The sequence below is a fragment of the Bifidobacterium sp. genome, assembly GCF_051876855.1.
GTDB lineage: Bacteria > Actinomycetota > Actinomycetes > Actinomycetales > Bifidobacteriaceae > Bifidobacterium.
The window spans coordinates 1-13962 of sequence record NZ_JBJEIH010000104.1 but is presented as its reverse complement, the minus strand read 5'-3'; the positions used below and the strand labels follow the sequence as shown (position 1 = coordinate 13962).

At 60.8% G+C, this 13962-nt stretch carries 11 protein-coding genes, 3 tRNA genes and 1 pseudogene; 9 read left to right on the top strand and 6 right to left on the bottom strand.

Translation table 11 applies throughout. From position 1 onward, the window contains the following. Window positions 1-553 precede the first annotated feature (553 nt). Complete coding sequence (serC, locus tag ACI38B_RS06950; RefSeq protein WP_015450884.1) at window positions 554-1696, bottom strand: phosphoserine transaminase; 1143 nt, start codon at window positions 1694-1696, stop codon at window positions 554-556. Window positions 1697-2074: 378 nt separating this feature from the next. On the opposite strand from serC, the gene ACI38B_RS06945 reads away from it, so the two are divergent. From ACI38B_RS06945 to ACI38B_RS06935, 3 genes are all read left to right on the top strand, one after another. Beyond that, window positions 2075-3031 carry a CHAP domain-containing protein gene (locus tag ACI38B_RS06945; protein WP_439730107.1) on the top strand — a complete coding sequence of 319 codons (957 nt, stop codon included), beginning with the start codon at window positions 2075-2077 and terminating at the stop codon, window positions 3029-3031. Window positions 3032-3258: 227 nt separating this feature from the next. Further along, window positions 3259-4017 (top strand): C40 family peptidase, encoded by a 759-nt coding sequence (locus ACI38B_RS06940; RefSeq protein WP_439730106.1) that lies wholly within the window; start codon window positions 3259-3261, stop codon window positions 4015-4017. 211 nt (window positions 4018-4228) lie between these two features. Next, a complete protein-coding gene (locus tag ACI38B_RS06935) occupies window positions 4229-5269 on the top strand; it encodes a universal stress protein (RefSeq protein ID WP_439730105.1) in 1041 nt (346 codons plus the stop codon). A 101-nt stretch (window positions 5270-5370) separates the two neighbouring features. Here ACI38B_RS06935 and ACI38B_RS06930 read toward each other — a convergent pair whose 3' ends face one another. Further along, on the bottom strand, window positions 5371-5784 hold the full coding sequence (locus ACI38B_RS06930; protein WP_439730104.1) for an OsmC family protein: 414 nt from the start codon (window positions 5782-5784) through the stop codon (window positions 5371-5373). A gap of 288 nt (window positions 5785-6072) precedes the next feature. On the opposite strand from ACI38B_RS06930, the gene ACI38B_RS06925 reads away from it, so the two are divergent. From ACI38B_RS06925 to ACI38B_RS06915, 3 genes are all read left to right on the top strand, one after another. Continuing rightward, window positions 6073-6873 (top strand): thymidylate synthase, encoded by an 801-nt coding sequence (locus ACI38B_RS06925; protein ID WP_439730115.1) that lies wholly within the window; start codon window positions 6073-6075, stop codon window positions 6871-6873. 49 nt (window positions 6874-6922) lie between these two features. After that, entirely contained in the window at window positions 6923-7609 is a 687-nt protein-coding gene (locus ACI38B_RS06920) for a dihydrofolate reductase (RefSeq protein WP_044091670.1), read from the top strand. Window positions 7610-7708: 99 nt separating this feature from the next. Continuing rightward, window positions 7709-8242 (top strand): low molecular weight protein-tyrosine-phosphatase, encoded by a 534-nt coding sequence (locus ACI38B_RS06915; protein ID WP_439730103.1) that lies wholly within the window; start codon window positions 7709-7711, stop codon window positions 8240-8242. A gap of 442 nt (window positions 8243-8684) precedes the next feature. Here the strand turns inward: ACI38B_RS06915 and ACI38B_RS06910 are convergent. From ACI38B_RS06910 to ACI38B_RS06900, 3 genes are all read right to left on the bottom strand, one after another. Then, window positions 8685-8756, bottom strand: a tRNA-Glu gene (locus tag ACI38B_RS06910). Between the two features lie 142 nt (window positions 8757-8898). Further along, complete coding sequence (trmB, locus tag ACI38B_RS06905; RefSeq protein WP_439730102.1) at window positions 8899-9792, bottom strand: tRNA (guanosine(46)-N7)-methyltransferase TrmB; 894 nt, start codon at window positions 9790-9792, stop codon at window positions 8899-8901. A 39-nt stretch (window positions 9793-9831) separates the two neighbouring features. Continuing rightward, window positions 9832-11727: a glycoside hydrolase family 13 protein gene (locus ACI38B_RS06900; RefSeq protein WP_439730101.1), complete on the bottom strand. Its 1896-nt coding sequence runs from the start codon at window positions 11725-11727 to the stop codon at window positions 9832-9834. A 178-nt stretch (window positions 11728-11905) separates the two neighbouring features. On the opposite strand from ACI38B_RS06900, the gene ACI38B_RS06895 reads away from it, so the two are divergent. The 3 genes from ACI38B_RS06895 (at window position 11906) to ACI38B_RS06885 (ending at window position 13294) form a co-directional block, all read left to right on the top strand. Continuing rightward, the gene (locus tag ACI38B_RS06895; protein WP_439730100.1) at window positions 11906-12967 is read left to right on the top strand and encodes a DUF4190 domain-containing protein; all 1062 of its coding nucleotides are present in this window, start codon (window positions 11906-11908) and stop codon (window positions 12965-12967) included. Between the two features lie 135 nt (window positions 12968-13102). Further along, window positions 13103-13176 (top strand) — tRNA-Asp (locus ACI38B_RS06890). Window positions 13177-13221: 45 nt separating this feature from the next. After that, window positions 13222-13294 (top strand) — tRNA-Phe (locus ACI38B_RS06885). 180 nt (window positions 13295-13474) lie between these two features. Here ACI38B_RS06885 and ACI38B_RS06880 read toward each other — a convergent pair. Then, a pseudogene (locus tag ACI38B_RS06880) lies at window positions 13475-13962 on the bottom strand (IS256 family transposase); the annotation flags it as partial.

Sequence of the window (13962 nt, the reverse complement as noted above, 5' to 3'; positions counted from 1 at the left end):
ACTGTGGAATCCGCCGGGGATGATGGCAAAGGCGGGACCGGTCAAGATGGTCAAGTCGGCGGTTCCTTCCTCATGGCGACGACGCAGGTGTGACGCGCCTTGCGGTGTGTCGTCGGTTGCCAGACAGAGAAAATCTGAAAATCTCGACGACAGCGTGGAATCGTCGAGATTTTCAGAGAAAAGTCTCATAATCTCTGTTATCGGCGCGATATCGAGATTTTTTCAGATTACGCATGTGCCGTTACCAGAGGGCAGTTGCCGTAAATCGTTGAAATTCCAAGCCTTGTAAGTGCTGTGGCATGTGCGGGGCGCGTTGTAAAATCTCAATATCTCTCGATATTTGTGAAACCGCCGAGTTTTTCAGATGTTTTTCTCAATATCTCGCCGCATCGGCGTATTTTGCGAGATATTGAGATTCCGACACGACGTTCCGGTTTCGTTTTCTGGTTTCGTGTTTCAGTTCCGCACATATCCCGAGCCCGCGAAAAACAAAACTGCCTACGCCCGCACCGCGGCAGATGTAGGCAGTCAAGAGCATCGGATGAATCGCCGATTACAGGTGCTCGACGATGTAGTCGACGCACTTGGTGAGCGCCACGATATCGGACGGCTCGACCGACGGGAAGACGCCGATGCGCAGCTGGTTGCGCCCGAGCTTGCGGTACCCGCCGGTATCGACGATTCCGTTATCGCGAAGCGCCTGGATGACTTGCTTGGCGCTGATTGCATCATCCAGATCGATGGTCACGGTCGCGGTGGACCGGGCGGATTCGTCCTCGACGAAGGGGTGTGCGTATTCACTGCGTTCCGCCCACTGGTACAGCAGCGACGCGGATTTCGCGCACCGGGCGTGGGCCCATGCCAGCCCGCCGTTGTCGTTGAGCCAACGAATCTGGTTTTCCAGCATGATCAGGTTGGCCACGGACGGCGTGTTGAGCGTCTGATCCTTGCGGGAGTTGTCGATTGCGGATTTCAGGGACAGGAAGGCGGGAACCCAGCGCCGCGCGCCCTCGAGCTTCGTGCTTTCCTCCAACGCATACGCGCGTTCGATGGCAGCGGGGGAGAGGATGGCGATCCACAGGCCGCCGTCGGAGCCGAACGCCTTCTGCGGGGAGAAGTAATAGGCATCGGTCTGGGAGATGTCGACCGGCAGGACGCCGGCACCGCTGGTTGCGTCCACCAAGGTGATGGCGCCCTGTTCAACGCTGCCGGGGATCCGCTTGACCGGTGTGGCCACGCCTGTTGAGGTTTCGTTATGAGCCCAGCAGTAGGTGTCCACGTACTCGGTGAGCTCGGGGAGTCGATAGGTTCCCGGTTCCGAGCGGAAAATCTCCGGCTTCTCAAGGAACGGGGTCTTGTCGGCCTCGATGGCGAACTTCTCGCTGAACGAGCCGTATACGCCGAAGGCCGCCTTGCGGGTGATGAGCGAAGCACACGCCATATCCCAGAATGCGGTCGCGCCGCCGTTGCCGAGAACGACTTCATAACCGTCGGGGACGGTGAAGAACTGAGCAAGACCCTCGCGAATGGACCCGACGAGCTGCTTGACCGGCGCCTGGCGGTGGGAGGTGCCGAGCAGCTTGGTGGCGCCGGCGTCGAGAGCCTGCACCTGCTCAGGGCGGATTTTGCTCGGACCGGAGCCGAACCGACCGTCCCGTGGAAGCATGGATTCGGGAATTGTTACTGTATTGCTCATGCTTGCTAGGGTAGCCAATCGGGTGGATTGCCGACATCCCCCGTACATATCGTGGTCATGGGCCACGGGTACCCCCGATGGTTGTAGGTCGCCGTCTTCCGCCCGGAGTGAACCCCAGGGGCCGCGATGGCGGGGACACGCCGATGCGGTCGCACATGTCGCCTGAAATCCGTTGTGTCTCGGCGGCTGTCGAGGTTTGTGTGGGCCGAGTGCAACGTTTGACGTGTTGCCATGTGGGCAGGAGGGGTTGTAAGGTGGGACGGTAATTGATCACACCAGTCGTCTGCCGCCGTGTGTGCGGTGCAGGTAGCGGCGGGTTGGTTCCGGCCCGTGGTTCTCCCCGGGCTTTCAAGATGTCGGCGCAAGGAGTACTCGAGTATGAAGCATGCGGCACGAAAGACGACGCGAACGGGTCGTCATTTCCGCGTAGCCGATGTACTCGCGCCATCCCCCCGTGGTTCCCATGCGGCGCATGCCGTACGTGCCGTGCGTGCTGTCCGCGCCGATGGTGCCGAACAGACGCTGGGTCTTGATCCGGCGCTTGCTGCGAAGCTCGAGGAAGTGGCGCCGCTGACCCGGCGTGCGATTCGTGAATCTGCCCGTGCGGCCCGCCGCAAGTCCAGGTTCATGGCTTCAGGCTCCATGGTCGCGTTGGCGGGTGCGGCTGCGGCGGCTTTCAGCTTGAGCAATATGAATGCCACGACGTCGCTGGCTTCATCCGCAACCGGTACCACCACTGTTCAGACCGCCAAGTCGGCGACGGGCAGTTCGGTGTCCCGTTCGCAGGAGCGCACGTCTCTCGGTTCTTCCGTCTCCGACAGCACGACGAGCTCGGGCAACTGGTCTTTGGGTGCTTCGAACTCCGAGCTTGACGTCGCACAGATGTCGCAGACGACTGTGTCGAATCCGGCGGTTGCGGTGCTGTATGAGGCTGATAAGAGCATACTTCCTGCCGGCTTCGATCCCAATCACGATTCGGGTGATTCTGGTAACCAGTATTCGTTTAGCCAGTGCACGTGGTGGGCTTATGTTCGCCGTCACCAGCTTGGTCTGCCGGTCGGCTCCCATCTCGGCGATGGAGCGCAGTGGGCTGCATCTGCGAAGAAGCTGGGCTATTGGGTCGATTCCACGCCGCGTCATGTCGGCGATGTTATCGTGTTCCAGCGCGGGCAGTTCGGCTCGAGCGCGGTGTACGGGCATGTCGCCATCGTCGAGCAGATCAACGCCGACGGTTCGATTGTGACTTCGGAATGCGGGGCCACGCTCAACGGCAAGACGGTTTCCCGCACTTTCAGCGCGGATCAGGCGTCGCAATTGCAGTTCATCCATTACTGATTCCCCTTGATGTTTCGCTGATTGCAGCTGATTGCTGGCAGGCGTGCTCGAGCGGATTTCAGGCGCATCGCCGTACCTGATGATTGCGTTATCAGCGTTGCGATTGACGGTTTTTTCGGCGTGTCCTGCCGTATTGCGCGGGTGTGGCGCATAGGTCTCAGATTTCTGTAAGTTTGGCATGCTATTGTTTTCTGTTGATGATGAAACTAGGTAGATCTCTTACAGCGATGGTCGCAGTTGCAGCCGCGTGTATATCGTTGGCGGCGATTGCCCCTTCAGCGTCCGCACAGTCCACGACGACCGACGAAGCGGTTACGTCGTCGCGTTCGTTCCCCAAGACCACAACCGTCAAGAAGAATCTGCTCGCCGAATCGACGTCGACCAGCGTGGATTCCTCCTCGAACTGGGGTGGCATTGAATCGTTGAACCCGCCGCAGACCAAGTCAACGGCAGAAAAGGAAGCCGAGGCCAAGGCAGCAGCGGAACAGGCCGCAGCGCAAGCGGCGGCACAGGCAGCCGCCCAGGCTGCGGCTCAGGCTCAGCAGCAGGCGGCGAGCCGTTCACAAAGCCGCAGCAGCTTGAGTGCTTCGACATCAAGCCCGAGCGCAACAGCGACGATCAACCCGCCCGACAGCGCATCTGCCAGCGCTCTGGTCGCCTACGCGGCGCAGTTCGTGGGCGTGGTTCCCTATGTGTATGGCGGCAATACTCCCGCCGGCTGGGATTGCTCCGGCTTCGTGCAGTATGTGTTCGCGCAGATGGGCATCAGCCTTCCCCATTCGTCCGGCGCTCAGGCCGCGCTTGGTACGGCGGTGTCTTCTTTGTCCGAGGCGCAGCCCGGCGATATCATCGCCAATGGTGCGCATTCGGGCATCTACGTCGGCAACGGCATGGTGGTCAACGCATTGAACAAGAACGCAGGAACCGTGTATACGCCAGTCGCGTACGCGTACAGCGGGTCTTACTCCATCCGTCGGCTGCTCTAACGGCGGTTCTGACGCGCGGCCAGTGGCCATATTCATAGGTGAGGCGCCCCAGTCGGGTGCCTTATCTGTTTTTCCGGGGTCTCAATCGCGGCTGTACCAGATTTCCCCGGATTTTTTCTTGCGACACTTTCCCGGAAGACTCACAATGGTGGAGTAAGGTGAAAGTAGTGGTGGCGTACCGCTGCGCCGCCAATGAATGAAGGAGGTCGTCATGATTAACGACAAGGCAATCCTCGTTGGCGTGGATGGATCCCATGCAAGCTACAAGGCCACATGGTGGGCCGCGAACTATGCGAAGCATGCGGGACTGACCCTGCAGATTGTGTGCGCGTACTCGCTGCCGAGCTATGCCGCCGTATCATTTGACGCCACATACACCGCGATGGGCGACGACAACGCCGCGCACAATGATGCGCAGGAGATCCTGTCCAAGGCGAAAGCAATCGCCGACGAGCAGGGTGTCAAAGCGGCGACACTGATTGTTACGGGCGATCCTGCATCGGTGTTCGTCGAGCTGTCGCGCAATTACAACCTCATCGTCATCGGAAACCGGGGCAAGGGCGGTCTTGCTGAGCGGCTGCTGGGCACCACGAGCTCCTCGCTGCCTGCCTACGCGTACTGCCCGATCGTCGTCGTGCCGTACACCGATGACGAAGGCAACCTCATGCATCTGAACAACAAGATCACGCGTGTCGCCGTCGGCTCCGACGAATCCAAGTGGGGCCTTAAGGCGCTTGAGATTGCCGCTGATTTCGCGTCAAGCTGGAAGGCCCAGCTCGATGTGATCTCCGCTGTGCCGAATGTCAAGGGCGCCGCGGAAGACAAGGGCGTCATGGATTCGTACATGGATGACCTGGCCGTGCGCATCAAGCCGATCGAGCAGGCTCATCCCAACCTTGACATCCACAAGGAAATCGTGCCGGGCAATGCGGTCGAAACGCTCACCAAGGCGAGTTATGACCATGACGTCGTGGTGGTCGGCTCGCGCGGTCGTGGCGGATTCACTGGCCTGCTGCTCGGTTCCACCAGCCAGGGGCTGCTCCAGCATGCGGTCAGCCCGGTGTACGTGGTGCCGCGCAAGTATGTGGAAGCGGCGGAATCCCAGCTCGATACCGTGCCGAGCTCCCCGGCGGATGTCCCGACCAAGCCGATCGACGATATTTCCGGTGTCGAGGCCGTCCAGGTGCCTACCGCCGACGCCGAGCAGGCTAGCGCCATCGAGTCGAAGATCGACCCGGAGCATAAGGAGTAGGGTTTGGGGCGTCCGGCGGCTTGCCTGACGCACCCTCAATACGCTGATGCCGTCATCCGCAACACCTGCGGATGACGGCATCAGCGTATATAACCGGCTGGTTACTTGCGCACCGTAACGTTCACGCGTACTGGCGTTTCCTGGCGGTACGTATGGGCGACTGTGCAGCCCTTTTCGATGTGACGGGCGACACGCTCCTTGAGCTTGGCTGCATCTTCCTCGCCCAGATCGGCGGAAGTCGCATCCACGTTCACCTGCTCCTCGAAGGACAGGTAGGAATCGCTTTCCGGGTCATAGGTGCCGTCAACGACGATTTTCGCGCCCGAGCCCTCACCCAGCGTGTTCTCGACCGGGAACTGGCTGGACAGCGCTGCGCAGCCCGCCAGCGCGACCTTCATGAGGTCGCCGGGGGTGAACAGGCCCTTGCCCTTGCCGAACTTGAGATGCGCGCCGTCCTCGCTGAACGCGTCCCATGAACCATCCTTGTTGCGTTCTACCCAGAGCCTTTTGCCCATGTTGTGCCTCCTGGAGTTGCTGGCGCGCTTCTCGCGCCGATGCTTACAGATTAGCCCAAGCACCTGCCCGGTATCCGCTCACAGCGGGATTTGTGGACTCGCTTGCGTCCGCCGCGGTATCGCGCCCGGTATCACACGCCGGTGTTTTGGCTGTTGCGGCGGTGTTTGCCGGATGACTCCCAGCGTAAATCGGCGGGTCACTGCTACCATAGGGTCATGCCTTTGACCGCTGAACAGCTTGCTGATATTCGCACTCGTATTCCGGAACGTCCGCAGACGGACATTCCTATGCCCTACGAGGATTTGGTCCGCAAGATCCTCAAGGAGGGAACGCTGAAATCAGATCGCACCGGCACAGGTACGATTTCGCTGTTCGGTCAGCAGATGCGCTTCGATTTGAGCAAGTATTTCCCGCTGCTCACCACCAAGACCGTGTTCTTCCGCGGCATCGCTTACGAACTGCTGTGGTTCCTGAAGGGATCCACCAACGTGCGTTGGCTTCAGGAGAACAACGTGCATATCTGGGATGAGTGGGCCGACGAGAACGGTAATCTTGGACCTGTGTACGGCGCCCAATGGCGTAGCTGGCCGGCGCCGACGCCCGAGGATCCCAACCGCACCATCGACCAGATTTCCAATGTGCTTGATCTGATCCGTAACCATCCCGATTCCCGCCGCATGGTCGTCAGCGCTTGGAATCCCGCGGAAGTCGAGCATATGGCTCTGCCGCCGTGCCACGCGCTGTTCCAGTTCTATGTGGCGGACGGCAAGCTGTCATGCCAGCTGTATCAGCGCAGCTGCGATATGTTCCTCGGCGTGCCATTCAATATCGCGTCCTATTCGCTGCTCACCATGATGATCGCGCAACAGACCGATTTGGAACCCGGCGAATTCGTGTGGACCGGCGGAGACTGCCACGTGTACGACAATCATATTGATCAGGTGCTCGAGCAACTCTCCCGCACCCCGTACCCGTACCCGCAGATGGAGATCCGCAAGGCGGATTCGCTGTTCGATTACACGTATGACGACTTCAAAGTGATCGGATATAAGCATCATCCGACCATCAAGGCGCCGGTTGCCGTCTGAAGCATCGTCTACACTTATCCCAGTCCATTGAGTTCAAGGAGTTTATGAAATGGGGTATGACAGTAGCCAAAGCGGCTATCACGAACGCAAGCCCGGTATGGCCGGGCTGGACGACACCGAGGATTGGGGTGATGATTATCCCAAGACCTTCACGGTGAATTTGATTTGGGCACAGGCGCGCGACAATGAGGGACGCGAAGGTGCCATCGGTTTCCAAGGCGGCATGCCGTGGCATTTGGCCGAAGATATGAAACGGTTCAAAGAACTGACCGTCTCGCATCCGGTCATCATGGGACGCAAGACCTGGGAATCGCTCGACCCGAAGTTCCGCCCGTTGCCGAACCGTGACAACATCGTCGTATCGCGCAACAGCGGCTATCAGGCGCCTGGGGCGACGGTGGTCGAGAACCTTGACGACGCCTTCGATCTGGCGCGGCAGGAAGCGATTCCCGATGACGGGCTCGACCGCAGCGAAATCTGGGTGATCGGCGGTGCACAGATATTCCGTGAGGCATTGCCGTTCGCCAAGCAGGTATTCGTCACGCGTATCCGTGCGACAGTGGACGCAGACACCTATGCGCCGGATATGGAGGAGCTCGCCTCCACCGGGCTGTGGAAACTTGTCGACGTGACGCCGTGGATGCTGCCGAAGCATCCGGAGAACGGCATCCGCGAGTACCGGTTCGAAACCTACCGCAAAACCGACGGCGAGACGGAGGACGACGAAGCATTGTGATGCATGGCCGCGGATTGTCGCGTGCCGTCCGCGGCTATTCGTTTTGTCGATCCCGCATCCATCGATTTTGCATCCATCAATCGTGAAAGGGGCTGCCGCATGGCCGCTACGCAATCATCCCAGGACCCACGCTATACGGTGATGACCGTGTGCACCGGCAATATCTGCCGGTCGCCGATGGCGGAAATCATTCTGCGCGAACGATTCAACGAGCGCGGGCTTGCCGATCAGGTGCGGGTCATGTCCAGCGGCGTCAGCGACGAGGAATACGGTCATCCGATCGATCCCCGGGCGGTCGTGGTGTTGCGGCAGCGCGGCTATGAGATTCCGGCGCATCATTTTGCGCATCGTATCACGCGTCAGGAAATCAACGACAGCGACCTGTTCCTGCCGATGACCGCCTCGCATATGCGTGCGCTGGTCAGGCTGTTGCCGCCGACCAAGCGCGCCGAAGTGCATATGTACCGCAGTTTCGACCCGAACCTGCCGAAGCCGCCCGCCGGGCGTGAGGATCAGATTGATCTGGTCGACCCGTGGTATGGCGGTCCTGAGGATTTCAACATCGCCATCGATCAGATTGAACAGGTCGCTCCGTACATCGTCGACTGGGTGAGCGAGCAGATCGGTCAGTGAATCCGCGTCGTGCGGTCTGCGGGCGATGTCGTATCGGTGCGGAGCCAACACGACGCTGGGCGAACTGTTCTGGTTGAACCCGGTGCTGACCGGCCGGCTGGGCCCGGGCCGGACGGCCGAACCAGAGCCGGCTGAGCCCGAGCCGGCCGGCCGAACCAGAGCCGGCTGGGCCCGGGCCGGACGGCCGAACCAGAGCCGGCTGAGCCCGAGCCGGCCGGTCTAGGCCCAGTCGGCCATACATCAGGGTTCTGCTGATGCCGTCAAGCCGGCTCTCTCTTCCCAAACCGGTTACGCTGGGAGCCCTCTCAGCGTAACCAGTTTGTGCTATCGCGGGGAAGCGGACAATGGCAGGATGAGGTATCTGTCCAGGATTGGCGCGTCGCAGCAGCCGCATTGTCATGAAAAACAAAGAACCCGCCGTTTGTGGCGGGTTCTGTATTCGTACCCCCTGAGAGAGTCGAACTCTCGTTGTCAGATTGAAAGTCTGGTGTCCTAACCGTTAGACGAAGGGGGCGTCAAACAACTTAGCTATGTTAAACACAAAGCCGCCAGAATGCAAAATCCGTTGTTTCGGCGTGTCGTTTTTCGCGTCTTGCGGATGATGCATTGGCGGCATGGTTGGTAGAGAAGGCATATCAGCGGCCATCCGCGCGGTATCAGCGGCTGCGGTAAGTGAAATCGTGGATGATTCGGCCGGCGTCAAGCCCTTTCTTCTCGAAGTTCGTCAGTACGCGGCCCTCGAAACGGCTTGATTCCGCGAAATCGGCGTGCGGCATGTCGAGTGCGAGATCAGCGTTGCCCTTGCCGACATGTCCGGTCGGCAGACTGACGGTGATTTCGCCGATGTTCTCAAAGTCGTCACGCCCGTCCATCACCTCATGCACGTGCAGCGCATAATCCTCGATGTCCGTGGCGATACGCCACAGGCCGCCGGCGACCAACGCCCGGTGAATGGCTGCAGCCAGAGCCGGCTGGACGATCCGGCGCTTGTGATGCTTCATCTTGGGCCATGGGTCGGGGAAGAAGGTCCACACTTCGCTCACGGTCGCCGCATCGGCTTTCGCGAACAGTTCCGGCGCGTTGATCTGGGCGATGCGCAGATTGCCCAGATGCTGTTTTCCTGCGCGCAGCATGGTGTGGGCGACGCCCGGATCGTAGACCTCAAGCGCCAGGTAATTGATTTGCGGATGCTGTGCGGCGGCCGCGACGATGTTCTCGCCCTGCCCGGTGCCGATTTCGATGACCAGCGGGTGGTCGTTGCCCCACGTGTCGTGGATCCACTCGCGTGTGAGCCTCCAGTCATCGCGGACGTCCAGCGACCCTTCCGCCGCGTTCAACGGCAGCAGATACGTGCCGGAGTAAGTGTCCCACGCGCGTTGCAGACGCGCGTCCAGTCGGCCTGAACGGCGAACGAAGGACAGGACCTTGTGCTCATGCCGGATTGACCGGGTTTCGTCCGCCGGCTGTGCGTTTTGCGCGTTCTGCACGGCCTGCACGTCCTGCATGCCCGGCTGCGCGTTCTGTGCGGGGTGTTCCTCGTGTTCTTGCATGGTTCCTTTATAGCGGCCGGTATCGGACACGCGCCGAAGCTACCAACGGGGTACCTCGAGACCGCCCAGACGCCAGACGCCGTAGCCCGCGTCTGGAAGCGCGAATTTGGCACCCTGGTCCGCAGCCGCGACGCTTCCCTCACCGGCGACCAGCTGCGGATCGGCGTTGCCCAACAATTCACGCGTGACATGAACCTGCTGCCCACCCTGCCGGGCGGCGACGACGAGCAGACGGTCCGTCGCATCCTCGCGCAGATACGCGACCGCGTCCGCCTGCACGCTGACCCAGCGCAGGCCGCCGTGGGTGAGTGCACTGGACGTTTTACGCAGCGTCAGCAGTTCACGATAGCGGGCGATTGTCGCGCTGTGGGCGCTCTCAGGTGCATCCCAGTCCATCGGGGTACGGCTTTCTTCGCCGGTGATGCCGGTGGAGTCCCGTTCATCGCCGGCGAATACCATTGGCACGCCGGGATAAGTCATCATGATGCCGAGCGCCGCATGGGCCACTTGCGGGCTCTGCGTGAGGGTCAGGATGCGCGCGCTGTCATGGCTGTCGATGAGATTCCATTGGGATTCGGCGACTTTCCACGGGATTTGGGCGAGCAGTTCGCGCATGGTGTCGGCCATCGCTATGCCGCTGCGCCGCGGGAAGGTCTCATCGAAACCAAAGCGCTTGACATGGCTGTTCGGGTCGGCCACCCACATCCACAGCGGATGGGCGAACGCGGCGTAATTCATGACGCCTTGCCAGCCGTCGCCCGCCAGATCGCGTGTGGCGTCAGGCATGTATTCGGCGATCAATGCTCCGTTGCCGCCGGTCAACTCGTCAATTGTGGCGCGGATGGTTGTGGCGACGGCGTGGTTTTCGTCCATCGCCGCCCAACGGCCTGTCTGGTTGGCCACGTCGATACGCCAGCCATCCAGCCCGTCTTCGCCGCCCAGCCACTGTCCGGCGCTGCTGGATGCCCCGCGGATCATGCGGTCAACCAGCTTACGCGACGTCCAATTGAGTTTCGGCAGCGATTTGATGCCCATCCACGCCACGTAATCGTCCGGGTACCGGTTCCACAGGTAGTAGTCGCGTTCCTCGCTGTCGGGGTCGTGCAGCGCCCGCTGGAACCATTCATGGCTGGAACCGGTGTGATTGAGCGTCAAATCGCCCATGATGCGCATACCGCGGGCGTGGCATGCGCGCGCGAGCGAACAAAGCGCCTCGTCGCCGCCGAGCAGCGGGTCGATATGGTCGAAGGTAGAGGAGTCGTAGCGGTGAACGGAACGTGCGGGAAAGCACGGCGTGAGGTACACGGTGGTGAAGCCCAGGTCCTGGATGTAATCGAGATGCTCCTCGATACCTTTCAAATCGCCGCCGTACCACTGACGGCCGGTTTCAACGCCGTAGGCGAGCGGTTTGGTAGACCATGATGTCGGATGCGCCCAATCGGGTGCCTGCCGTGTGATGGATTGCTCGGATCGGGCGAAGCGATCGGGGAAGATCTGGTATGTGGCGCCTTCCCGGTTCCATGCAGGCGATGGGGCGAAGGTGGTGATGCGGAAATCGAAGGCGTCGCTGACTTCGCGGTCGAACACACCGAGCGCGTTGAGCCAGTCGAACCCGCCGTTGCGCAACAGGGCAAAGCGGTAGCGGGTATCGGGGTTGTGGATGGGCAGCGGCGCCTCGTACCAGGTTTCGGTGTCGGTGCTCAGGATTGGCTGTGTGTTTTCAAGGTGCAGTTCGTCGTCGGCGAGTGAGTGCAGTACGACCGCGGTATATGGCGTGGTCCGCGGAATGCGAACGCGGACGCGGATAGTGTCGCCCAGATTCGGGCAGGGGTTGGAAACATATAGCGCCGAGCCGTCATGATGGGGGAGTGGCGGCTGGGCGTCGTTGGTTTGCGTGCTCGCCGCCTGTACCGGTCGAGGTGATGCTATCGTCATGTCGGTCTCCGTTTCCTGCAAACGTTGTCTTTGCGTCGAGCGCGTGGTGCGCTTTGTTGCGTCGCGCATTTCATGATGTGCCACGAAGGGAACTAGGGCCGATGATACAACGGTGATGATGACGTTTGCACAGTGTGGCGAATATGGGAAAGCGGCATTCCGTCGGTAGAATACAAGCATGGATGACAATCAGAACCAGGCGATGCCGCCATCGACGGACTATCAGCAGAATTTCATTCCTCCATCAAGCGATGACTCGCCTGTCGAGGCGACGCAGGCGTTGCATGGGATTCAGACGACGCAGGAGATGCCCACGTCCCAGGCGTTTCCGTCTGGACTTTCCGAAGGACAGACGTCATCTGAGTCTGCCTCCTTTGGACAGCCGCAGGATGCGCCTACGGTTCCGCTCCCCGTGGCGGATGCTCAGCCGGCGTGGGCGGGTGGCACACCTGGCTATGGTACCGAAGCGAATGCGCCTGCCGGACTGTATGCAGCCAACCCGTACGGACAGCAGCCCATGGGGGATGGCCAATCGGCGGCGCAGCAGGCGTCCTCGGGGCAGGTTCCTCCGCAACAGCCGTATGCTCCCGGCGCATTTGCCCAATCGCCCTATGGCCAGCCGCAACAGGGGTATCCTGGATTCGGTCAGGGGTATGCGGGGCCTATGCAAAATCCATATCGGTACGTGCAGCCGAATCAGCCGTGGAATGTGCTCACAATCATCGGCTTCGTTTTCGCGTTCATCAATCCGTTGGTCGGCTTGATCTTCTCGATTATCGCTTTGGTCATGGTGCGCAAGTCGGGTGAGAAGAGCCGGGGATTGGCGATTGCCGGTATCATCATCGGCGCGATTAATTTCGTTGCGGTGATTATCGCCGTGTGTGTGTTTGTATCGGCGTTATCTCAGATTGCGTCCGATTATGGCTCGGGCGAGGGGCAATCGGATGAATCCATGATGTGCATCGATGGCCAGTGCCAGTCCTTGCCGGGAATCGGGTCGAATGGTGGTGGCGCGAGCGGGAGTCTGCCTGGCGGTGATGCCGATGGTGCCGGTGGTGTCGATGGGGACGGTGCTGCTGGCGATGGCGGGATTCTCGGTGATGGCGGCGAAGACTGGGATGACTACAGTGGTCTGCTCGGTGGGGATGCCGCTGTGGCCGACCCTGTGGCTGTTCATGTGTCTGGTCTTGGTATCGGCGCAGTCACAGCCAGCACGGCCGCCGTGGCTTGTGGCGCTTGAAACCGCTAAATCGCAAGGTTTTGCGATGCTGATTGACGGGAGCGCGAAAAACGACACGCCGAAGACAGTGCTCGATTTGCGCTCATTGTCATTCTGAGTAATATAAACACTCGGCTGCTTCAAGGAGCAAGCCACGGCCTCGTAGCTCAGTTGGTTAGAGCGCCGCCCTGTCACGGCGGAGGTCACCGGTTCAAGTCCGGCCGAGGTCGCGAATGGTAAAAACCCGGTTCATCCGGGTTTTTTTAACCGTCCACGGCTCTGTAGCTCAGTTGGTAGAGCGAGCGACTGAAAATCGCTAGGTCAGCGGATCGATCCCGCTCGGAGCCACAAGAACCCCGATTCCGTATGGAACCGGGGTTTTCTCATTTCTGCGTCGTCGGTGGCCGCTTGGGGCCGGTCTTCTCTCGCGCCGAATCTGGGTGATGGGCAACGTGTGTCCCGTGGTTTGGCGGTGCGAGTGTCGGCCGTTATCCGGGTTATAGGCCAAAATGTGTGTCTGGTGGCGGGTCAGTCGGGGGTGCCGTGGTATTCGGTTGGGGTGTGGAATTCATCCCAGTTGATGCCGGTGCCGTATCGCATCGGGATTCCGGTCGTCTGCCATGCACCCAGCGGGCTGCGTTCCCAGGCCTCCCGGTAGAGCGCCTCGATCTGTTCGTCCGTGACGGCGTTGGCCGCGAGCCACGCGTCGGGTTCCGGATGCCCGGTGTGCTGGTGGCACCACCAGCACACCGCCTTGATCTGCCGGCACCAGGGACAGGCCCCGGTGCCGGCGTAGCATGTCGCGGATGCGTGCGTTCCATGACTCGATGAGGTTGTTCGTCGGCGGGATCGGCGCCGCGCACCCCTGCGGCGGTTCGACGAACGTGAACAGGTGCCCCTCGCGGATGCGCCTGCGGATCATCCGGCGCGCCTTGGCGAGACGCCGGTGCTGGTCGGCGACGGTGCCGTCCTCCCAGCGGCTTTTCTGGTCGAGGAACTCCTTGTGGTCCTGTTCC